The sequence below is a fragment of the Pseudomonas sp. PSPC2-3 genome, assembly GCF_049898265.1.
Taxonomy (GTDB): domain Bacteria; phylum Pseudomonadota; class Gammaproteobacteria; order Pseudomonadales; family Pseudomonadaceae; genus Aquipseudomonas; species Aquipseudomonas veronii.
In genome coordinates this window covers 394168-411773 of the sequence record NZ_JAFCXJ010000007.1, presented here as the reverse complement: position 1 = coordinate 411773, position 17606 = coordinate 394168, and the positions used below count along the sequence as shown (strand labels likewise).

General features: G+C 58.0%; 32 protein-coding genes. 18 read left to right on the top strand and 14 right to left on the bottom strand.

The features are described from left to right. Position 1: 1 nt before the first annotated feature. From ACP7E3_RS18430 to ACP7E3_RS18385, 10 genes are all read right to left on the bottom strand, one after another. Positions 2–319: a hypothetical protein gene (locus ACP7E3_RS18430; protein ID WP_426123972.1), complete on the bottom strand. Its 318-nt coding sequence runs from the start codon at positions 317–319 to the stop codon at positions 2–4. After that, on the bottom strand, positions 316–534 hold the full coding sequence (locus ACP7E3_RS18425; RefSeq protein ID WP_426123970.1) for a hypothetical protein: 219 nt from the start codon (positions 532–534) through the stop codon (positions 316–318). The genes ACP7E3_RS18430 and ACP7E3_RS18425 overlap by 4 nt, the downstream gene beginning before the upstream one ends. 16 nt (positions 535–550) lie before the next feature. Then, the gene (locus tag ACP7E3_RS18420) at positions 551–1831 is read right to left on the bottom strand and encodes a tyrosine-type recombinase/integrase (protein WP_426123968.1); all 1281 of its coding nucleotides are present in this window, start codon (positions 1829–1831) and stop codon (positions 551–553) included. Continuing rightward, positions 1828–2259: a VRR-NUC domain-containing protein gene (locus ACP7E3_RS18415; protein ID WP_426123966.1), complete on the bottom strand. Its 432-nt coding sequence runs from the start codon at positions 2257–2259 to the stop codon at positions 1828–1830. Before ACP7E3_RS18415 ends, ACP7E3_RS18420 begins: the two co-directional genes overlap by 4 nt. Beyond that, positions 2256–2552 (bottom strand): DUF1364 domain-containing protein, encoded by a 297-nt coding sequence (locus ACP7E3_RS18410; protein ID WP_426123964.1) that lies wholly within the window; start codon positions 2550–2552, stop codon positions 2256–2258. Before ACP7E3_RS18410 ends, ACP7E3_RS18415 begins: the two co-directional genes overlap by 4 nt. Further along, on the bottom strand, positions 2524–3285 hold the full coding sequence (locus tag ACP7E3_RS18405; protein ID WP_426123962.1) for a replication protein P: 762 nt from the start codon (positions 3283–3285) through the stop codon (positions 2524–2526). The genes ACP7E3_RS18410 and ACP7E3_RS18405 overlap by 29 nt, the downstream gene beginning before the upstream one ends. Beyond that, positions 3285–4058 (bottom strand): helix-turn-helix domain-containing protein, encoded by a 774-nt coding sequence (locus ACP7E3_RS18400; RefSeq protein ID WP_426124008.1) that lies wholly within the window; start codon positions 4056–4058, stop codon positions 3285–3287. Before ACP7E3_RS18400 ends, ACP7E3_RS18405 begins: the two co-directional genes overlap by 1 nt. 11 nt (positions 4059–4069) lie before the next feature. Next, on the bottom strand, positions 4070–4813 hold the full coding sequence (locus ACP7E3_RS18395) for a phage antirepressor KilAC domain-containing protein (protein WP_426123960.1): 744 nt from the start codon (positions 4811–4813) through the stop codon (positions 4070–4072). Between the two features lie 69 nt (positions 4814–4882). Continuing rightward, on the bottom strand, positions 4883–5305 hold the full coding sequence (locus ACP7E3_RS18390; protein WP_220172341.1) for a phage regulatory CII family protein: 423 nt from the start codon (positions 5303–5305) through the stop codon (positions 4883–4885). Between the two features lie 86 nt (positions 5306–5391). Continuing rightward, the gene (locus ACP7E3_RS18385; RefSeq protein WP_095040476.1) at positions 5392–5592 is read right to left on the bottom strand and encodes a Cro/CI family transcriptional regulator; all 201 of its coding nucleotides are present in this window, start codon (positions 5590–5592) and stop codon (positions 5392–5394) included. 108 nt (positions 5593–5700) lie between these two features. Here ACP7E3_RS18385 and ACP7E3_RS18380 point away from each other — a divergent pair, with 108 nt between their 5' ends. From ACP7E3_RS18380 to ACP7E3_RS18370, 3 genes are all read left to right on the top strand, one after another. Further along, a complete protein-coding gene (locus ACP7E3_RS18380; protein ID WP_095040477.1) occupies positions 5701–6276 on the top strand; it encodes a helix-turn-helix domain-containing protein in 576 nt (191 codons plus the stop codon). Beyond that, positions 6257–7135, top strand: a complete 879-nt coding sequence (locus ACP7E3_RS18375) for a hypothetical protein (protein ID WP_095040478.1) — start codon at positions 6257–6259, stop codon at positions 7133–7135. Before ACP7E3_RS18380 ends, ACP7E3_RS18375 begins: the two co-directional genes overlap by 20 nt. 80 nt (positions 7136–7215) lie before the next feature. Beyond that, the gene (locus tag ACP7E3_RS18370; RefSeq protein WP_426123956.1) at positions 7216–8013 is read left to right on the top strand and encodes a hypothetical protein; all 798 of its coding nucleotides are present in this window, start codon (positions 7216–7218) and stop codon (positions 8011–8013) included. A 15-nt stretch (positions 8014–8028) separates the two neighbouring features. On the opposite strand, the gene ACP7E3_RS18365 is transcribed toward ACP7E3_RS18370, so the two are convergent. Together ACP7E3_RS18365 and ACP7E3_RS18360 are read right to left on the bottom strand one after the other, a co-directional pair. Further along, complete coding sequence (locus tag ACP7E3_RS18365; RefSeq protein WP_426123954.1) at positions 8029–8448, bottom strand: hypothetical protein; 420 nt, start codon at positions 8446–8448, stop codon at positions 8029–8031. A 135-nt stretch (positions 8449–8583) separates the two neighbouring features. Further along, on the bottom strand, positions 8584–8814 hold the full coding sequence (locus tag ACP7E3_RS18360) for a hypothetical protein (protein ID WP_426123952.1): 231 nt from the start codon (positions 8812–8814) through the stop codon (positions 8584–8586). A gap of 170 nt (positions 8815–8984) precedes the next feature. Here ACP7E3_RS18360 and ACP7E3_RS18355 point away from each other — a divergent pair, with 170 nt between their 5' ends. From ACP7E3_RS18355 to ACP7E3_RS18335, 5 genes are all read left to right on the top strand, one after another. Next, positions 8985–9473, top strand: coding sequence for a DUF1566 domain-containing protein (locus ACP7E3_RS18355; RefSeq protein ID WP_426123951.1), 489 nt, complete (start codon positions 8985–8987; stop codon positions 9471–9473). 477 nt (positions 9474–9950) lie between these two features. Next, positions 9951–10232 (top strand): hypothetical protein, encoded by a 282-nt coding sequence (locus ACP7E3_RS18350; RefSeq protein ID WP_102618003.1) that lies wholly within the window; start codon positions 9951–9953, stop codon positions 10230–10232. Continuing rightward, positions 10229–10543: a hypothetical protein gene (locus ACP7E3_RS18345; protein WP_102618004.1), complete on the top strand. Its 315-nt coding sequence runs from the start codon at positions 10229–10231 to the stop codon at positions 10541–10543. The genes ACP7E3_RS18350 and ACP7E3_RS18345 overlap by 4 nt, the downstream gene beginning before the upstream one ends. Positions 10544–10624: 81 nt before the next feature. Next, complete coding sequence (locus tag ACP7E3_RS18340; RefSeq protein WP_426123948.1) at positions 10625–10936, top strand: hypothetical protein; 312 nt, start codon at positions 10625–10627, stop codon at positions 10934–10936. Between the two features lie 57 nt (positions 10937–10993). After that, positions 10994–11395 carry a hypothetical protein gene (locus ACP7E3_RS18335; protein WP_426123946.1) on the top strand — a complete coding sequence of 134 codons (402 nt, stop codon included), beginning with the start codon at positions 10994–10996 and terminating at the stop codon, positions 11393–11395. Positions 11396–11413: 18 nt separating this feature from the next. Here ACP7E3_RS18335 and ACP7E3_RS18330 read toward each other — a convergent pair whose 3' ends face one another. Further along, positions 11414–11743 carry a hypothetical protein gene (locus tag ACP7E3_RS18330; RefSeq protein ID WP_426123944.1) on the bottom strand — a complete coding sequence of 110 codons (330 nt, stop codon included), beginning with the start codon at positions 11741–11743 and terminating at the stop codon, positions 11414–11416. A 106-nt stretch (positions 11744–11849) separates the two neighbouring features. Here ACP7E3_RS18330 and yejK point away from each other — a divergent pair, with 106 nt between their 5' ends. From yejK to ACP7E3_RS18315, 3 genes are read left to right on the top strand one after another with little or no spacing between them, the layout of a single operon-like run. Then, positions 11850–12857, top strand: a complete 1008-nt coding sequence (yejK, locus tag ACP7E3_RS18325) for a nucleoid-associated protein YejK (protein ID WP_426123942.1) — start codon at positions 11850–11852, stop codon at positions 12855–12857. Between the two features lie 56 nt (positions 12858–12913). Further along, positions 12914–13225, top strand: coding sequence for a hypothetical protein (locus tag ACP7E3_RS18320; RefSeq protein ID WP_426123940.1), 312 nt, complete (start codon positions 12914–12916; stop codon positions 13223–13225). A 4-nt stretch (positions 13226–13229) separates the two neighbouring features. Next, positions 13230–13607 carry a hypothetical protein gene (locus ACP7E3_RS18315; RefSeq protein WP_426123938.1) on the top strand — a complete coding sequence of 126 codons (378 nt, stop codon included), beginning with the start codon at positions 13230–13232 and terminating at the stop codon, positions 13605–13607. 9 nt (positions 13608–13616) lie between these two features. Here ACP7E3_RS18315 and ACP7E3_RS18310 read toward each other — a convergent pair whose 3' ends face one another. Continuing rightward, positions 13617–13853, bottom strand: a complete 237-nt coding sequence (locus ACP7E3_RS18310) for a hypothetical protein (RefSeq protein WP_426123936.1) — start codon at positions 13851–13853, stop codon at positions 13617–13619. A gap of 70 nt (positions 13854–13923) precedes the next feature. On the opposite strand from ACP7E3_RS18310, the gene ACP7E3_RS18305 reads away from it, so the two are divergent. The 7 genes from ACP7E3_RS18305 (at position 13924) to ACP7E3_RS18275 (ending at position 17599) form a co-directional block, all read left to right on the top strand. Then, a complete protein-coding gene (locus tag ACP7E3_RS18305) occupies positions 13924–14433 on the top strand; it encodes a DUF4406 domain-containing protein (protein WP_426123934.1) in 510 nt (169 codons plus the stop codon). Further along, positions 14430–14828, top strand: coding sequence for a hypothetical protein (locus ACP7E3_RS18300; protein ID WP_426123932.1), 399 nt, complete (start codon positions 14430–14432; stop codon positions 14826–14828). Before ACP7E3_RS18305 ends, ACP7E3_RS18300 begins: the two co-directional genes overlap by 4 nt. A gap of 46 nt (positions 14829–14874) precedes the next feature. Further along, positions 14875–15183, top strand: coding sequence for a hypothetical protein (locus tag ACP7E3_RS18295; RefSeq protein ID WP_079444374.1), 309 nt, complete (start codon positions 14875–14877; stop codon positions 15181–15183). Next, positions 15180–15536 (top strand): hypothetical protein, encoded by a 357-nt coding sequence (locus tag ACP7E3_RS18290; RefSeq protein WP_426123930.1) that lies wholly within the window; start codon positions 15180–15182, stop codon positions 15534–15536. The genes ACP7E3_RS18295 and ACP7E3_RS18290 overlap by 4 nt, the downstream gene beginning before the upstream one ends. Positions 15537–15585: 49 nt before the next feature. Beyond that, positions 15586–15942, top strand: coding sequence for a hypothetical protein (locus ACP7E3_RS18285; RefSeq protein WP_079444375.1), 357 nt, complete (start codon positions 15586–15588; stop codon positions 15940–15942). A gap of 42 nt (positions 15943–15984) precedes the next feature. Next, on the top strand, positions 15985–16206 hold the full coding sequence (locus ACP7E3_RS18280; protein WP_426123928.1) for a hypothetical protein: 222 nt from the start codon (positions 15985–15987) through the stop codon (positions 16204–16206). A 187-nt stretch (positions 16207–16393) separates the two neighbouring features. Then, a complete protein-coding gene (locus ACP7E3_RS18275) occupies positions 16394–17599 on the top strand; it encodes a tyrosine-type recombinase/integrase (RefSeq protein WP_426123926.1) in 1206 nt (401 codons plus the stop codon). Positions 17600–17606 lie beyond the last annotated feature (7 nt).

The following is a 17606-nucleotide window of genomic DNA, read 5'->3' as shown; positions in this document are numbered from 1 at the left end:
CTCAATCCCCTGTGAAGTTGGTGGCACCAGGGCCACGGCGGTTGTTCTCGTTGTATTGCGCTTCAGCACCGGCAGGCTTGAAGCAGTTGAATTGCGCGATCTGCAGCTCGGCCGCCTGCAGGCGGATGCTCAGCTGCGTCACCAGCACCTCCAGCGGCAAAGCCTCACCGGTTTCAGCGGTGACCCAGCCCGAGGCGTTGCACTGCACGCAGGGCAGCTCATGGAAAACACCTTTGATCACCGCCTTGCCGCGACATGCCGGGCACTTGGCCAGGTCGAGCTGAGCGGCGCGGAATGCTGGGCCGTGGGACTTCTTCATTTGGCCGCCGGTGCTTTGTAGGCCAAAACAACCTGGGCCGAACGGTACTGATTCACGTCGCCGTAAGCGTTCCAATAATCGGGGACAAGGACCGCACCAACTACGAATTCGTCGGCGCCGATCATCACAATATCGCCCAGCGAAGGCTCAACTTCTCGCTGCTCGGAGAACTGGTAACCACCAGGAGCGAGGTAGTTCGCGGTCACAAATGCCATTTTTAAACCTCGCCTTTTATGGTTTCTGGATTTGGCTAGAGCCCGTGCCATTCAAGGCCTCGGCGTCATTGTGCGAATTTCCGTTTCTAGTCATAGTCGACCGGTGAATCAGGTTGAAGCCCTTCCCGTCTAACCATTCATGCCACTTGTTCAAGGCCTCACGCTTGAGCAGTTCGGCCGAGGTGTGGATGTAGGTCTGCACGTTGCGGGTCATCGTGTGGTTGACCAGCATCTCGCCAATGAGGAAGTCGACGCCCAGGTCTGTCCAGCCAGTGCGGGCCACCTTGCGTAAGTCATGGCTGGTCCACTCGCCCTTACCCAGCCGGGTGAATACGGCGCAGGCCTGGCTGTCGCTGATCGGGCCACGGTTGCGCGCAGGGAACATGTAGGTGCCCTTGTAGCCCTTGGCCGCCTGCCAATCCCGGTATCGCTCCAGCAGAGCGCATACCTGATGGGTCAGCGGCAGGTGATGCTCGCAGCGGGTCTTGGTGTTCTCGGTGGGGATGAACCACTCACCCTGCTCGCCCAAGGTCAGGTGCGACCATTGGGCCTGCCTAGTCTCCCCGGAGCGTGTGCCGTGGCACAACATCATCAGGGCCAGCATGCAGTCCTGAGGGTGCTGGTCGAAGCCGGCGGCCAATTGCCCGATCACTTCCTCGAGCTGGACGGCGCGCAGCCGTGATGGCTTGGGTTGGATGCGGGCCTTGGTGAAGTCGGTGAACTTGAACCCGGCGATGGGGTTGGTGGTGATCAGCCGCAGTTTCTCGGCCTGGCGGAACGCGACCACCAGCACGCCCCACATCAGGCGGACGTAGGACAGCGACATTTCGGCCTGCATCGGCCACATCACTAGCTTGTCTAGTGTCGAGCGGTCCACCTCTTCCACCGACAGATCGGCGAGCCGGGGCTTCAGGTGGCAGGAGATGATCGAGGTGTTGGTAGATCGGCGTTTGGCCGACAAGCTGCGGTCGACGGATTGGCGGGCGGTGAACCAGTCCAGCAACTGGCCAACAGTCTGCAAGGTGCCGGCGGCGGCTGATGCCTTCGGGTCGGCTGCCAGGCGTTCGCGGATCTTCGGCAGCGTGCTGACCAACCCCTTCACCGGCAGCTCGGGAAATCCGGCGATCTTCTCCCACTTCTTGCCCACCACCAGGTGCCAAGTACCGCGATCACGGTTTTTATGGAAGCGGAAATACACGCCTGGGTACCGAGCATCACGCAGGTCACGGATATGGGTATTGCCGGCCTGCCGCCGGATCTCTGCGTCGGTAAACGAAGTGAGCAGTGTCTGGGTCATGCGGCGGCCTTGGTTTGAGGTTGAATTAGGTAGGCCCTGATCGCCTCAATGGCGTCGAAGTGCCCGCGGCATACGATGGCCAGGTAGCCCTGACCGGTCAGCGCCTGCAGGTATGCGTCTTGGGCCGGGGATACGGCGGAGTCGTGCGGCGCCGTCGCCTTGAGTTCGATGTACAGGCCGAAGTACCCGCCGCGGGCCATCGGCAGCACCAGGTCAGGCACACCGGCCTTGACGCCCTGCTCTTTCAGCTTGATCGCCACCAGCTTGTGCCGGTGCCCGCCGTTCGGGACGTGGTAGATCAGCTTCGCGGCTGCGGGATAGCGCAGGCTGATTTCCTTGATCAGGGCGGCCTGCTCCATGCCCTCACGATCGATAGACTTGGCGCGCACAGGCTTCGCGCTGAATGGCTTGACGGCGAATGGCTTCACAATTTCACCTTCCCTTCACGGATCAGGATGTCCTGGGTCCGCATAACGCCCTCGGCCAAGTAGAGGCGAACCTCATCACGGGTCAAATGAACTGGCGCGCGCAGGCGGCCGTCGGCGATGTCGTGGCAGTAGCCACAGGCCCAGGCAGCCTGGAAATCGCTCGGCTTCATGCCCATGCCGCAGGTTCCGCCAAGGCGGTAGTGCGCCAGTACTGTGGTGGACGGCTCGCAGGAGCAGCCCGGGAAACGGACCTGGCAATCGCGGTCACGCGCGGCCTTCGTGAGCTTGCTCATTGCGCCTCCCGATACCGAATCTGGCCAGCAACTCTTGGCGGGCGGCCTTGCCATCCGTCTTGATACCCATCCGGGCGACCTGCGCACAGGCAACTCGCTCGGTTAGCTCCGAAGCCAGTTCGGCGGCCGACTTGTTGCCGTCATAACCAATGCCCACGGCGATTTCTTCAAGCGGGAGCCCCTGCACCAGCTGACGTATGGTGATGTCGTAAGCCCGGTCAAACACCTTGCTGGCCTTCTCCGGGATCAAGTCGCCGAGGTTATGCATCTCGCACTGCAGGGCAGCGTGACGAACCGCCGGGTGAGACCACGTGCGCGCACCAAAACGGCTTGGGTGTGAGTTTTCGAGCGCCTCACGGAACGCCTTGTCGTGGGAAGGAATGCCCAGCATCTCGGGTGTCGGCTGGCACCATTTGATGAACTTGCCCACGCTTGGCGCGAAGTCTCCGCCGATTTGCCGGCAGTTCTGCAGGCCGCACCGAATCTGCTCAAGCGTCGTGATACCTGCAACGATGAACGCCTTGATCCAGCTGCGCTTGGCGGCATTCAGCGACTGGCCATCAGGCCAAGCCTGTTTCCAGGCCGGGAATATTGCTTGTAGCTCCCTGAACAACGAGTTCACGACATCGGCAGTGCCCGGCGGAAGCTTCTTTGGCTGTACCAGCGCGACCGGTGGAAGGTTGCCCATTGTGCTGAGAAGCTGTTCGGCGCGGCGCGGCACTTTGTTTTCCATCACATCTCTCCCAAGTCATCAGCCCAGCTGGAATCATTGAAATCTGGTTCTTTCCCCTGGCCGGCAGCCTGGACACGCTCTCGCTTCACCCACTGGACTAGGCGGTAGCACCAGCCAGAACTGGAATCGAGGGTGTTTGGCTTGGCGCAGTGGAACCCCTTGAATTTGCGGACGGCTTCGTCTGGTACGCAGTCGAAAGGAAGCCCTGCAATGGTGATCTGGTCGGACAGGGCCTTCTCGTTGGGTGACCAGGTGGCGAACATGGCAAAGCGCTGGTGATCATCCTGCGGCTCGATGGCGGCGCTGTTCTGTTCGGCAAGAGCGGCATCAATCTCGCGCTGCTGCTGCTCTTCGGTTCCTTGATGGTTAAGTGATGGATTGGGTGCAGCCGCTGCACCCCGTTCTGTTCCAGGCTGCACCCCGTTCTGTTGTGGGCTGCACCCCGTTGCGTCATCTGCACCCCGTTTTGCACGGGGTGCAGGATTTGCACCCCGCAATATTTGGAGGTCGTAGACAACGGGGCGACGGTCATGGCGATCAATGTGAACCGCAGCGATCGCCTGATTGCCCTTTTTGATCAGCCCGGACTGTTCCAGGTCGTCGAGCTTGTAGCGGACGGTGCGCTCGGAGAGCCCTGTGTCCTGGGCCAGAGTAGATGCGGACGGAAAGGCGCCCGTACCGTTCGAACCGGCGTAGTTGGCCAGGCACAGAAGCACGTGACGCGCGCTCGAGTCTTTCAGGGTTTCAGTGGGCAGAGACAGCGCCCAGGACATTGCTTGAACACTCACAGCGAGGCTCCGATATTCTTTTCGGCCAGGTAGGCCAGGCCTTTCGGCGTAACAAGAGGTTGGAAGGCAGCACGGCCCCCGCCGGTCTCCGGGTCGCTCTTCAGCGCGGTGACCTTGTGAACCAGATAGCCGGAAGTAATGCGCGGCTGGTAGGCGGTCCAGCGCTTGGAGCCGCCGCGGTGAAAGATCCACCGGTTTTTCTCCAGCCACTGAAAAAGCTTTGAGGGTGGTACCTGAAGTTGTTTGGCAGCATCACTGATACAGATCGCGCCACCGGCGGCCGCCAAGCGTTTGATGGCGGAAACCTTCGGTTCTTGATCCAGGATCACCAAGCGAAGGGTTTGGTTTTCCTTGGCCTGGTCGGCTGCCGCTTGCAGAGCTTCGGCATAGGTGGCTGGAATCTGGAACTGTTCCGCCCTCGCCTCCAACTCCTGCCACCGGTCTATGATCCGGGCGCGCAGTTCGACGTTGTAGCCGGAGACCACCACCAGCGTGTCGCGCTGGGAAAGCAGGAACTCCCGATAGACCTGACCGTTCTGCGGGTGGATATAGGGGGTATCGTTTGAAGAAACGACACCCTTGGCAACCAAGGCCCTGACGGTTTTCAGCACGTTGTCGTGCGTGCTGCCGGTCAGTTCGGCGATTTCGCGTGACGACATCGTGTGTCGCGACACGTTTTGCTCATGCCGAAAAAGTGTCGCGACATGGGGGGTATTGCCTGGAGCGGTACTGGTGTTCATAATGGCCCCACAAGTTATATTGCCGTTGAAAGGACCGCCCTGCCAGGCGGTTTTTTTTATGCCTGCGATTCAGGCAGCCTTCAGCGACTCGCGCAGAATGTGCAGCGCATCGATTGCCTCCTGAATTGCTTTCTCGCCCTGTGCTTTCTCGTGCTGGCTGATGTGGTTGTCAGCGGCTGCATCGAAGATCAGTCGACCAACGTCACCGCACTCTGCGGACAGGTGGCCGAGTGCAACCATCAGTGGCTTGGCTACCGGCTTCTCGCGGGCGACCAGGTCATAGCCAAACTTGTCAGCGAGGGCCATCAGCGGGCGCATGTCCCCGGTGTGCAGCAGGACGCCGAACAGATGCTCAATCGTCAGGTGGTGAGCCGAGTTATCAGGGTTCGAGCGCTGAAGCAGGCTCACATGCGCAAGACACATCTTCCCGGCCAGCTCCTCCGCCCCACTTTCCTTGATGGTGGTGTGGCAAGCCCTCAAGAAATCTTCCATTCGTAAAACCTCAAATTTGTTTCCGTAGCGCCGTTGCAGTGCGCAGGCGATCATTTGCTCAATGGAACGGCGGACAGGGATGTCGTTTAGCTGGCGAGGCGCTGATTCTGTGAAGGAAAAGCCCTCACCTCTTCTGCTGTACAAATCCCACTCGGGTGAGGAGTGACGTAGATGTCACGACCAATACGAATGGCTTTACTAATGGCGCCCTGCGTCATCCCCAGTAGAGCGGCCGCCTCGCTCTGCCCAAGCCAGCGGGCAAAATCAGTGATGTGAATTCGGTTCATAGGAGTGATCTCCGTGGTTCTTCATGCGGAGATATTACCTATGGCATTTTTAAAAGTAAATGCCAATGGCATTTGTAGCTATATTACCGATGGGAATACGATTCAGGGATGAGCAAGAAGCCCCTACCGCAAGACAAAAAGGATGAGTGCCTTCGGCTGAAGGCGCTGTTCAATAGAAAGAAAAATGAGCTTGGCCTGACCCAGGAGAAGCTAGCTCACGCCTTAGAAATCAATCAAAGCTCTGTCAGCCACTATTTAAATGGCGTGAACCCGCTTAATCCTTCGATTGCCGCGTCATTTGCGAACATATTGATGGTCGATGTTCGCGACTTTAGTGAGCGTCTCGCCAAAGAGATTTCTCAAATGGCAGCATCAGTCGATCAGCACCAAAGTGGATCTGGTCGGGCTGCTTCCGTGAGTAGCGATGAATCACTTGTGTCTGATCGTGATCCCGCTGGGACTGGAGATAAAGCAAGGGCCCTGGCCTTGGCCGCAAGCCCGAGGTCTAGATCGGCACTTGAACGGATTGCCGAGGCCGCAGATTCTGGATTACTTAGTGAGCAAGATGTTCTGCTCCTAGAGGCTATTGCCACTCGATTCTCGATCAAGCCCACGACCAAAACAGAATCGCCTCATCAGCGTTTAAGGAAAAAGCTGACTCAACATGATCCAGTTTCTGAATAGCGACTGCTTCGGCGGTCAATTGCGTGACCCAATTAAGACAGGGCTTAACCCGTTATTTCGCGCAAAAATTCGGGTCGGTGACGAGTCTTTGCACTGCTATGTAAAGCCGATCCCAGATAAGGTTTGGGAAAGGCCGGGCACCTACGAGTTTGAGTCATCTGAAATTTTAAGCGAGGCAATCGGGTATGTGCTGGCCGGCATCGTAGGTCTGCCGGTGGCTAAGAATGCAGGGGTTATTGAGTTGGACCGCGACCAAATTCCTGAGAGAGTTCGGCGCGGCCTCGACTTTATTTCTCCCTCGGGCCCACAGAAAAGCTATTTGGCGTGGTTCTCGCAAGACACGACGTATCCCAATCTTGTGCAAAAGCACGTGGATGGTTTTCCTGATTTTATGAAGGAGCGTCGAGCAAAGAGACTCGTAACGCAGCTCTCCAAGAACAAGTCTATCCCGGCAATTTTGTCTTTTGATGCATGGCTTCAGAATTCTGACAGGCACCTCGGAAACCTGCTGTGGGCGTCTAGCGGATCGTACACTCTGATAGATCACGGAAGGCTATTTGTCTGGCCTGACTGGACTCCAGCCAAGCTAAGCGGGGCAAGGAAATGCCCAAATAGGCTGATGGAAATAATCGACCTTTATGTCCCTCAGTGGAGTCAGAATCTGCCTGTTCGAAGCGCTAGACTGCTCGCTTACAATTCGTTTTCTGTAGCGTTTCGGGATGGTGGAGCAGAAAAAACAACGGAAATGCTATTGAGCTTTCTAGGCGACGAGGGGTCAGCCCAGGTGGTCGACTTCATTGCCGCGCGTCTGGATAATGACCGATACTCCAAGGAACTTGGAATGCTGGCAATATCATGAACATCTCCGAAAAGCTCAGAAGTCGCATAGGTGGCGCACCCCGACAGGAGCTTGTGCGTGGCTCCTGGAGAAGCATAAGCATGTGCCTTGATCCTGATGCGGGGGAATTCCTTAATGTGGGAGTTGCCTTCCAGCATGGCGTGCAAGTCGAGATTCGCATGCTCGACACATTCCAACGCCTGGCTTGCTTATATGATGGTCGAATTGATCAAAACGATTTGGTCCATTACCTTCAAGACGTAGAGGCCACCCTGCTGAGTTATGGCGGGAATCTCCCTGACTTTATCGGACACGATGTGCGACTAGGAGAGGCCCTATTTGCATCTGGCGCCACGGCGGAAAGCGTGGTCGATGAGTTCTTCAATGACGTAGTGACCCTTGCCCGCCCAAAATTTGGAGCCAAGCGTGACCACTTCCGCTATCACTCCACACCCAAGCTACGGGACGGAGTGCTGAGAATAATGGAAGAAAAAATGAGGTTGAAAGCATCCCGCATTATTCAGCAGGGAAGATTCAGCTTAAAAATGAAGGGCTCTGCGAACCGCATCGAAGTAGATGTTCCACTGCTGAGTAGTGACGCCGCCGGCACAATTGTCTCGGCGTGGTACAAGAGCCCGCTGGTGGTTGAGCACAATATCCTGCAAGCAGCCTCGGACATTCTGCTCATCACGAGCAACTCAGATAGAAAAGGCTCTATTTCGGTACTTATGCCGAGCTCTGATAGCGGCATGTCCGCAGAGGAATTTCGTAAAGTCCACGACACGGCCTTTCGCCAGATGGATCGGGCCAGCAAGGCTGGTGTTGACGTCATCGAAGCGGTATCGACTGACGCGTTGGCTAATCAAACAATCGAATGGTGGGACGGTAGAGCCGCATAACGCCTAAATCATCCATCAAATCAGCCCGCCTAGTGCGGGCTTTTTATTACCACTGGCAAATATTATTACCAATGGCATTGACAGCAAATAATGCCATTGGTAATGTTTACCCATCGCAGCGACATACAGCCACTGCGAACCGCTCTTTAACAGCCAGCGCAATAAACAACAGACCGCATTGCCTCTACCGGCGACCGGCGAGCAGACAGGCCCGAAAGCCTGCCAACGACAGGGAAAACCTTGTACGGCTGCTCGATGGTGAAACGCCAGAACCGAGTGAACGACCCGGCAAGCAATGCGCCCCGCCCCTTCCGGCGGCAGTAGGACGTACAGCATCACTGAAGCACCTTCTTGCGAGGGTGCTTTGGGATGACAGAGAGGATAGGAATATGAAAAGCGGCGCTGAAGAGCTACCGAAAATAGAATCGCCTTCACTGCAAGTCCGCATAGAAGCGGCACTCATGACGCTGGCTTGCCAGGGCGACCCAGGGCTACGGACAAAGCTCAGCCTGATGCACCCTAGCCAAGACATCGACAAACAAAGCTGCTTGAAATTTGCAACGATCGTTCTCAGCCGGACGATAGCTGCTTCATTACGAGCTTTGCCTCCTCCTGCGATTGAGACGATTTCGAAAGAGTTAACTGAATATCTCTTTTCAGAATTCGAATGTCCGTGACTGCGTGCCAGAAGCCGTTCGCTACGAAGATCGCATCACCAATCTTGATCGGCTCGTCGCTCTCGTAGGTCTTCGGGCAGGAATCATCAAAGTCGAATCCGTACTTCAGTTTGAATTTACGCATAGCAAGTTCGCCCTCCTTTGCAGGCTGCGTTGTGTGAGAGCGCTCAGCCTATCGCAAAGCCCGTCACCTGGGCAGTGGTGAGCTGGCCGCCGGCCACCCTATTGGCAACGCATCACTTCTGCACCTTGGCAACAGGGTGCAGCGGGATGACAACCGACGAGGAATCAAGCATGCAAGCAGCACAGCAAGAACAAATCACTATCCCTGAGATCGGCGCTGTGTGGCCTGGTCAGGGCGGCATCTACGGTGGACTTCGCCAGTATCCAGAAGGTCTCTGCCACATCATCTACGCAGCCCATGATGTGCCAGGTCGTCACGAATACGGCGATTACGGCGTGGATGTCGATGCATTGAGCCGAACCGATGGCCGTGCCAATACCGAGATCCTGATCAGTCGAGACGGCAAGCACCCCGCCGCGATCGCAGTCACCGCGTACACCGCCGACGGGCATACCGACTTCTATCTGCCTTCCATTGGCGAATTGCATCACGCCTGGCAGTTCGCTCCCGAGTCGTTCAGCGAGGAGTGGTATTACCTGTCTTCAACGCAGCGCTCCGCCTACTACGCCTACCTCATGGTCTTTGGAGATGGCTGGGTCAACCTCAACGGCAAGGACGGCGAGCGGCTCGCGCGCCCTGTCCGCAGATTCCTTCAGTAATTCATTCCTTCAATTTTTTTCGAACAACCAGCGCCACGACAGCCTGTCGTTAACTGCCCGAGGCCCTGGTACTCCCCAGACCAGGCCGCATCGGATATAGCTCGGCCCTCTGTCGTGATAGCAGGGTGGCCACCTTGTCCCGAGCTGGTGCGATCAATAGCGCCTTGTGAAGACGGACAACACTCGGAGGGATTCGAGCTATATCCGATGCGGACGAACACCCGGCGCGCGCCGGCCACCTGCATTTCAACCCACCTAGAACGGAGGATTGGCAGCCATGTAAACAACAAACCCAGGCGCTCGACCGCCACCCCCTGCGTGACATAGGGAGGTCTATGTAACGCAACGAAAAGCCCGGCCCCTACTGGGCTTTTTTTCATCTCGCGTTTACCCGTCAGCACCCTCCCCTGGGCCCACCGGCACCCGCCAGGCGGTCAGGGTGCTGACGAATACACGCAACCCACTGAGGTATCCACCATGCACGCATCAATTCAACAGCGCGTAGACGGGGTTGCGGCCCTACACGTGCGCTCCCGCATCGCGACCGCCGAGTTCTACGCCCTGATCGGCAAGGAGGCGCCAGTGCAGAAGATTCGCTTTCAGATCCGCACCGCCGGCAAGGCTTACCACATCGTGGAGATCGCCACCGGTAAGGTAAAGGGCTTCCGCTGGACCTGGAAGGATGCCAGCAACTTTGCCCAGGAGCTGGAATCTCGGGCCGACGGCGTGAAGGTGACGCTGTCAGGCGGCGCGCAATGATCGGCGCCCCGTTGCCCGACCCGCGACACTCGATCATCGACAACCTCAACCAGCAGCTTGAAGCGTTCTTCGGTTCCGGCAAGACCGTCCAGTTCATCCCGAGCGGTGTTGGTGTCGATGGTCCCTTCAACGGCACCACGGCGCACCACGAACGCCTTCGCAAAGAACGCGACAAGCTTGCCCCTGCTGTGCGCGCCGAGGCAGCCAAGGGCGTCGTGGCAAGTGTCGCGGCGAAGAACCTGGGCATGCACATCAAGCGCGTGACGCTGATCGCCCAGGAAAACGGCTTCAAGTTCGCCGACACCCCATGAGGCGCATCAGCAACCAGGTGCGCCAACGCCGGCGGCAGGCATGGCTTGATTTGCCAGCACATGAAATCGAAGAGGTAGGCCATGGCCAAGGACAACGCGCAGATCCAGCGGGACAAGCGCGCGAAAGAGAAGGCGCTGCTCGACCGAATCGGCGCCGAGAAGCGAACGCTGATTGTCTCGAAAGCGCTCGGTGATGCACTTCAGGCGCTGGGAGATCGCCACGATTTCGAGGAATGGCAGGAGACGGTCTCGACGCTCCTGATCAACCTGGCAGCAGCACCAGCCGAAGAATCCGCCCGCTTCGCAAACATGTCGCGACCTGATTTCGAGATAACAGAAAAGCAGTCGCGACTGCTTGAAGAGTTCAGCAAGACCGGAATCGAACCCGCTTAACCCACCCTACTCGCTGCATCCGGAACCCGGAGGGCGGCGCCTGACTGGAGGTAATCCATGAGCCACAACTGCGCATACGTTCGGCAGCACTATCAGGTGCCAGCCGAAGTCGGGCGCCGCGTCATTGCCTACGGGAAGTCCGGCATCATCCTGGCAGATCGCGGACACTACATCGGCGTCGTACTGGATGACGACCCGAAAAAGCGGATCAGCAATTACCACCCGACCCACGAAATGAAGTACGGCGAGATGGCCGAAACGCTACCGCTCAAAGAGTGGCTGGTCCTGCCGTTCAGGCACGACTGGGACGATCTCGACTGGAGCCGGGAAGCCCGCGAAGATCTGGTCAGGGTCTGGGCCGCCACTCGCAGCCAGGCCAGATACAAGGCCTATGAGCAGCTTCAGGATTACTGCCACTGCATCAAGGCGATGCTGCATTTCAAAGTCAGGCGCGCGTGATCCGGAAAATCGGATTTGTCAGGACGATTCGTTGCGACGAGCGAAGAATTGTTCTCTCGCTGATATGAGCTTATGAACAAGTGCTGGACTGAGCGGATTGCCGGAATCGTCGACCAACACTAGGACAAACGAACATTTACAGCCAACGCTGTTGTCGTCCTTGGCCAGCCATGCCCTGACCTCATCAGCAGTAAACAGCTCGCCGCTGCGGGTCGCATGTGAGTCTCTGGTAGACGGCGATAGTGCCGACATTTGCATGAAGCGGTGCGGTATCTGAAGCCTCTGGCAGTCAGCTTCATCTGCAGCAAGCTTGCTCAGTCTCATCGCGTGAATACCGGAATCTGTCACAGGTCTCTCCTTGATCCGGCTCCATGCCGGTCACCCGTAATACCCCAACCAAAACCAAATTGCCACCACCGGTCACGGAGGGCGGCGCCTGCCCGAGGTAAACGAAATGCCTGTACGCCATAGCGCAATCCACAAGATCGACAAGAAGCCCGACGGCAGCCCTGCAGTTCTGCACATGGCTTCAGCTGAGCAGGTTGAAAGCGAAGCCCGTGACGACCTGGTTCAGCAGTTCAACGAAAACTACAACGCCACCGCCGGCAAGGCCTGGGGGTTCTTTCACGCCGAGTCGGGCGCGTACCCGCTCAGCGGATGGCTCGGCAAATACCTGGCCGGCGTCGGCGACTTCCTAAGGTTCACCACCACCGCCGTCGAACACCTGACCAGGCTTATGGAAGAGTCGAATCTGACCACCGGTGGGCACGCTCTCTTCTGCCACTACCAGCAAGGCCTGACCGAGTATCTGGTGATAGCCCTGGTGCAGGAAACCGAAGCGGTGACCATGACCGAAGAGCTGCACCTGAAGACGGTGAAGCGGCTGGACCTCGACCACATCCGCCTGGCCGCGCGAATCAATATCAGCGAGTGGCAGAACAACCCGCAGTCGAAGCAGTACATCTCGTATATCAAGGGCAAGCAGAGTCGCAGGATCAACGAGTACTTCCGCGACTTCATCGGTTGCCAGGAAGGGATCGATGGCCCAGGCGAAACCCGGACCTTGCTCAAGGCGTTCAGCGATTTTGTTGAAAGCGAGGATCTGCCAGAAGAGTCGGCACGTGAGAAGACCCAGGCGCTGGTCAGCTACTCCATGGCCCAGGCCAAGCTGGGCGAGCCGATCACACTCGACGAACTGTCGGGACTGATCGACGAAGACCGGCCGAAGAACTTCTACGACTTCATCAAGGCCAAGGACTACGGGATTTCCGAGACGCTGCCGCCGGACAAGAAGACCCTCAACAAATTCCGGCGTTTCACCGGACGGGCCGAGGGCATGTCGATCAGCTTCGAGGCGCATCTGCTGGGCGACAAAATCAAGTTTGATGAAGTCGGCGGCACGCTGACGCTGCGCGGCCTTCCTACCCAACTCACCGATCAGCTCAAGCGCGCCGCAGCCTGACACCAACCGTAGCGCTGCGCTCTCGCCGGAGCGCGTCGCCTGACCGGAGATAACCCATGAGCATTCCAGCAAGTGCGTTGAGCGACGAAGAGTGCCTGCACTACGCAGCGCTTGAGCCCGCAGCCGCCGCTGAACTGACCCGGCGCCTTACCGCGCAAAGTATTGACCCGAGCGCTGAGGCCGAGAGTCTTCGCGAAAATATCCGCATGCTCGAAAGCCATGCCGACGACGCCGATGAAGAGTTGGATCAGCTGCGAGACGGAGCTGAAGAGGCATGCGCCTACATCAAGCGCGCAATGAATCACGACGAAGATGAAGAGCTTCCGATGAGCAAGCTACTTCAGAAAGCCCTCGACTGCCTGGAGTAGAGCTATGACCACTTTTGCAGTGTTTGGAATGAGCGAGAACTGGGCTCGCGAGGATGCCAAAGAGCACACCCCGACCTTCAAGAATGAAAACGGAAAGAGAGTCGACCTGACCGTCTCCGAATGGGCGGTCGAGGTGGAAGTTCAGGTGGCGAAGATCATGGAGGGCAAAAAATGCGTCCGGCTTTCGCCAATGTTCGACGCCCCCCAGTATGCCCAGCAGTTCATGGATATGGCCCGAAAGAGCATTGTCTGTCGCGATCTGAAGATCAGGACCAAGGCCGTCCTGGTCGACGCCAAGAACAAGCCGATCCTGAATGCCAAGACCGGCGCGCCGAAGGTTGGGTTTGCTGATTGGGCTCCTGAGGCGAGCTACGCCGCCTGACTGCGCCGCTTACTGAGCTTCACGCCCAGCAATCAGCCTGGTCCCCAACTCACGCCCAGCCACCTGCGCCAGGCCACGGTCAACATAGGTTCGGTCACCCGCAACAACAGGCACCACCACCTCACCACCACGCTTTATCTCGACGTTGATACGCCAGGTTTCCCGACCCTCATCGTCCTTGTCGCATTCCATGTAGTTCCAAACCTGAAAGCCTTCGATGTCATCGTAAATATCGTGCTTTGTCATGGCCCAGCCCATTTAGAGGAAGGGGCCATCGTAGCACCACACCCCGGGCATGGCCCGGCAAGGACTCCCCATGCCTACAGAAAACCGAAAGCCAGACATCCGCAGCGTTGTCACCGACTCCTTGGTCGGCATGATCGCCGCCGTAACGCAAACAATCCCGCCGGCAAACGAGCCGCTGCCGCCGTTTATTCAGGCGCCAATTGATCGGGCGGTAGATCGCATCAAGGCTTTCGTACTGCCTGGCGTAACACTCCAGGCCGCCCGCGCCAACCGCGTCTACGTGGCCGGGCCGATGACGGGCATCGCCGACTTCAACTACCCGGCCTTCAACGCCGCAGCCGAACAGCTCCGCGCCCAAGGCTACGAAGTCGAAAACCCAGCAGACCACGGCATCGTCGAAGGTGCCCAGTGGGCCGACTACATGGCCTACGACCTGACGCGCCTGGGCCTGTGCGGAATGATCGCCCTGCTGCCCGACTGGGAGAAGTCGCAGGGCGCCCGCTTGGAAGTACTGATCGCCGAACGCCTCGGCATGACGGTTGTGAATGCCCATGATTTGGTGACGGCGGAGGCTGTATGAGCCAAGTGAAGAAGTGGTACATCGGGGCGTTCGGAGGTGAGGCACAAGCAAGACCTTGCTCTCCTGCCGAATTCGAGATCATCCATGCAAGCGAGGGCCGGTACTTTGTTCTCGCTGAAAACTACGACAGCGCCGTGCAATGCTTTCTTACTGCTGCTGAGGGTTGCGTTGCTGCCGAGCGGCGCGAGCGAGTCTTGCAGCAGCGCCTGACCGCAGCGGATGAGCGGGCGGATGTGCTGGAGGGGTTGTTGCTCGAGACAAATGAACTGCTCTATGCGATTCAGGGTGATCCGGGGGCGGTACCGTCTTCATCGATTGATGCGATGCGCGGAAGAGTATTTGAAGCACTCAAGCGAGATAGGAGTACATCCGTACTCCACCCGCAAAATCTGTAACCCCACCCCCTTCAAAGTCAGCCGCTATAGCGGCAAGGACGAAGTCATGCCTGAAGAAATCGTTTTGATCCAGTCGGTAGTCGTAGTGCGCGACAAGGACGGCTGGTGGTATCACCCGGACATTCCAGATTTTGGCGGCGGCGAAGACCCTGCGCCCTACATCGCCTGGACGAAGGAGCAAGGCCTTGAGCTGAAAGGCTGGCACTCGGGTGACGAGATCTACGATCTACCTGACGAGGATGCTGCGTGCACCGCCTGGAATCCCGAATCGCCAGGCCCTGAGTGGTTCCTGATGGGGATATTCGATACGGATGACGGCCCCTATGTTCAGTGGGCGCGCCGGGTGACGCCATGAAGCTCACAGAGAAACAGCAACTCGTCCTCGATGAGCTGCGCAAGATCGGGCGGAAAAACGCCAACCTCTATCGAGACAGCCAGCCGTACCTGCATCAGAAGGATTGCGAGAAGCTGGCACTTGGTGACCAGGCGTGCGTGTTCGGCATGGGCGGCCTTAGCTATCAGGTTGGGCACCGCCTCGGCGTATCAGCATCTTCCGTGCTCAGCATCTTCAAGGCCCTTCACCGAAAGGGCCTGGTGATTCGCGAAGAGAGCTATCCGAATTATCAGCGTGCGCGCTACTGGTGGCCGATTGGCCTGGCTGCCGAACTCGCCGCTGAACTGAAGACTGAAGACGGGGTGACGCCATGATCGCCACCCTCTGGTTCGCCTACGTCTTCATCTACAAGGGGCCCAGGCCATGAAGGCACGCATAGAAAAGAAGCTGAGCAAGCACCTGGTACGGACCCATCCCTCTTTGTACCGACGCGCCTGGATCGACAAGGACGAGCCGTCCGAACTGGCTTATGAGCAAAACTCGCGTGTGAGCAACGTGCCTTCAGTTGGCGGTGGCACGGACTACTGGGGCGACGGCCAGGATGCCTACACGGTCTGGGCTGACTGGAAATCGAACTGGCCGTGGCATGGCCCCTTTGAGGAATACCCGCACGGCCACCAGTTCGCGCGCTACCCCAACACCGAAGGGTTCAAGCCGACTACCCGCAACCTGTTAAAGCTGGCCGCCGACTGCGAGCGGGCCTCGAAAGCCAAGCCCTAGCCCCACCCCACCTTCTGCCGCCCAGCGTGGCAAGGACACCACATGTACGCAACGAAACTCACCCTGATCCTGCTGGGCGCTTTGCTGTACCTGGCCGGCACCAGTTGCTGGATCTTCTGGATCGGCCCCGGACTGGTCATGGACGGAGAGATATCTGACCTCCTGTACGCATTCGCCGGCACCTGTGCCTGGATGCTGATCACCTTCGGCCTGGTCATCCACATCATCAAGACAGCGCGGCCCACAGCAGGCGGCGGGAGGTAGTTATGGCAGCAGCAGAGCAGATACCCGTCGAGTACCTGTCCGACAAAATCGCGGAGAAGAACTTCGCGGAGATGGTCGGGACAACGCGGCGCGCGCTCCAGGGCAAGCGCCAGCGCAATATCATCCCGAAAGGGGTATGGAACGAAATTGACGGCCAGATTTACTACAGCATCAGGAGATATGAGGCATGGCTAGAAAGCCTTTGGGATTGCCCGCCGGAGTTGAATTCGCAGGTCAATCAGTCCGCATTCGCTTCACCTGGAAATTCAGGCGCTGCGAGACCCTCGCCTATTCCCAAACGCCAAAAGGCGTTAAAGCGGCCGCAGATCTTCGCGCTACAGTAATCAGCCTGATCAAGCACGGCGTGATGGACGACAAGCGTTACGCCGAGCTTTTCCCAAACTCGACATACTCCACCTACTCCGCGACTCCACTGTTTGGAGAGTACGCCCAGACCTGGCTGGACAGCCGCGAAGTGGTCGGGGGCACCCGCAAAAACTATCGGATATCCCTCAACCTTTACTGGATGCCGCACCTCGCGCTGCTTCCGATCGACCAGATCACATCGGCAATGCTCCGGAAAATAGCCGGAGAGACGCCGTGGAAGTCGTCGACGGTAAAGCGCTCGGCGATCCAGCGCCTGCACACGATGTTCGAGTGCGCCGTGAACGATGAGCTGATCACCAGGAACCCGGTGGGCTCAATTGAGCTGCCGGTGAAGGCAAAGAAACCGGTGGACCCTTTCACGGTAGCGGAAGCGGATTTGATTATTGGGCACCTGTACGAGATGTTAACCGGTTCAATGCGGGTCTACGCGGCCTACTTTGAGTTCGCGTTCTATACCGGCATGCGGCCTGGGGAGATAGCGGCGTTGCGCTGGGAGGAGGTAGATACGGAGGGGCGTGTCGCCAACGTGTGCAGAATCGTCGCTGACTACAAGATCGAGGAGCGCACGAAAACGCGTGAAACACGGCGAGTCATGCTGAACAGTCGGGCGCTAAATGCGATTGAGGAGGCCAAGAGCGTGGCCGAGTTGAGGGCGAAACAGAGCCGGCGCCAGCATAAACAGTCGCCTTACGTTTTCCCGCCGACCAAGAACTTCGAGTTCATTCAACAGGCCAGCGTGACCGACAAGCACTTCAAGGCGGCACTGGTCGCGCTGAAGGTCAGGGCCAGACGGCAATACAACTGCCGCCACACTTACGCTACCATGTGCTTAATGGCAGGCATGAACCTTGGGTTCATTGCTAATCAGCTCGGTCACAGCGTGCAAATGCTGCTGACGACTTACGCCCGATGGATCAATTCCAGTGAAGACTGGAGCGAAGTCGGGAAGCTTGAACAAAGCCTGATTGGTACAAAATTGGTACAGACCGAAACCGTACCCCTCTAGAACCCAT

Bases quoted from the DNA above. Each gene is read 5' to 3' on its own strand.
- ACP7E3_RS18385 (WP_095040476.1), bottom strand. From the start codon at position 5,592: ATGAACCGAATTCACATCACTGATTTTGCCCGCTGGCTTGGGCAGAGC.
- ACP7E3_RS18295 (WP_079444374.1), top strand. From the start codon at position 14,875: ATGCCTGAAGAAATCGTTTTGATCCAGTCGGTAGTCGTAGTGCGCGAC.
- ACP7E3_RS18335 (WP_426123946.1), top strand. From the start codon at position 10,994: ATGAGCCACAACTGCGCATACGTTCGGCAGCACTATCAGGTGCCAGCC.
- ACP7E3_RS18395 (WP_426123960.1), bottom strand. From the start codon at position 4,813: ATGAACACCAGTACCGCTCCAGGCAATACCCCCCATGTCGCGACACTT.
- ACP7E3_RS18320 (WP_426123940.1), top strand. From the start codon at position 12,914: ATGAGCATTCCAGCAAGTGCGTTGAGCGACGAAGAGTGCCTGCACTAC.
- ACP7E3_RS18370 (WP_426123956.1), top strand. From the start codon at position 7,216: ATGTGCCTTGATCCTGATGCGGGGGAATTCCTTAATGTGGGAGTTGCC.
- ACP7E3_RS18305 (WP_426123934.1), top strand. From the start codon at position 13,924: ATGCCTACAGAAAACCGAAAGCCAGACATCCGCAGCGTTGTCACCGAC.
- ACP7E3_RS18345 (WP_102618004.1), top strand. From the start codon at position 10,229: ATGATCGGCGCCCCGTTGCCCGACCCGCGACACTCGATCATCGACAAC.
- ACP7E3_RS18420 (WP_426123968.1), bottom strand. From the start codon at position 1,831: ATGACCCAGACACTGCTCACTTCGTTTACCGACGCAGAGATCCGGCGG.
- ACP7E3_RS18300 (WP_426123932.1), top strand. From the start codon at position 14,430: ATGAGCCAAGTGAAGAAGTGGTACATCGGGGCGTTCGGAGGTGAGGCA.
- ACP7E3_RS18410 (WP_426123964.1), bottom strand. From the start codon at position 2,552: ATGAGCAAGCTCACGAAGGCCGCGCGTGACCGCGATTGCCAGGTCCGT.
- ACP7E3_RS18375 (WP_095040478.1), top strand. From the start codon at position 6,257: ATGATCCAGTTTCTGAATAGCGACTGCTTCGGCGGTCAATTGCGTGAC.
- ACP7E3_RS18350 (WP_102618003.1), top strand. From the start codon at position 9,951: ATGCACGCATCAATTCAACAGCGCGTAGACGGGGTTGCGGCCCTACAC.
- ACP7E3_RS18425 (WP_426123970.1), bottom strand. From the start codon at position 534: ATGGCATTTGTGACCGCGAACTACCTCGCTCCTGGTGGTTACCAGTTC.
- ACP7E3_RS18290 (WP_426123930.1), top strand. From the start codon at position 15,180: ATGAAGCTCACAGAGAAACAGCAACTCGTCCTCGATGAGCTGCGCAAG.
- ACP7E3_RS18380 (WP_095040477.1), top strand. From the start codon at position 5,701: ATGAGCAAGAAGCCCCTACCGCAAGACAAAAAGGATGAGTGCCTTCGG.
- ACP7E3_RS18400 (WP_426124008.1), bottom strand. From the start codon at position 4,058: ATGTCCTGGGCGCTGTCTCTGCCCACTGAAACCCTGAAAGACTCGAGC.
- ACP7E3_RS18315 (WP_426123938.1), top strand. From the start codon at position 13,230: ATGACCACTTTTGCAGTGTTTGGAATGAGCGAGAACTGGGCTCGCGAG.
- ACP7E3_RS18355 (WP_426123951.1), top strand. From the start codon at position 8,985: ATGCAAGCAGCACAGCAAGAACAAATCACTATCCCTGAGATCGGCGCT.
- ACP7E3_RS18340 (WP_426123948.1), top strand. From the start codon at position 10,625: ATGGCCAAGGACAACGCGCAGATCCAGCGGGACAAGCGCGCGAAAGAG.
- ACP7E3_RS18310 (WP_426123936.1), bottom strand. From the start codon at position 13,853: ATGACAAAGCACGATATTTACGATGACATCGAAGGCTTTCAGGTTTGG.
- ACP7E3_RS18280 (WP_426123928.1), top strand. From the start codon at position 15,985: ATGTACGCAACGAAACTCACCCTGATCCTGCTGGGCGCTTTGCTGTAC.
- ACP7E3_RS18275 (WP_426123926.1), top strand. From the start codon at position 16,394: ATGGCTAGAAAGCCTTTGGGATTGCCCGCCGGAGTTGAATTCGCAGGT.
- ACP7E3_RS18360 (WP_426123952.1), bottom strand. From the start codon at position 8,814: ATGCGTAAATTCAAACTGAAGTACGGATTCGACTTTGATGATTCCTGC.
- ACP7E3_RS18430 (WP_426123972.1), bottom strand. From the start codon at position 319: ATGAAGAAGTCCCACGGCCCAGCATTCCGCGCCGCTCAGCTCGACCTG.
- yejK (WP_426123942.1), top strand. From the start codon at position 11,850: ATGCCTGTACGCCATAGCGCAATCCACAAGATCGACAAGAAGCCCGAC.
- ACP7E3_RS18405 (WP_426123962.1), bottom strand. From the start codon at position 3,285: ATGGAAAACAAAGTGCCGCGCCGCGCCGAACAGCTTCTCAGCACAATG.
- ACP7E3_RS18390 (WP_220172341.1), bottom strand. From the start codon at position 5,305: ATGGAAGATTTCTTGAGGGCTTGCCACACCACCATCAAGGAAAGTGGG.
- ACP7E3_RS18285 (WP_079444375.1), top strand. From the start codon at position 15,586: ATGAAGGCACGCATAGAAAAGAAGCTGAGCAAGCACCTGGTACGGACC.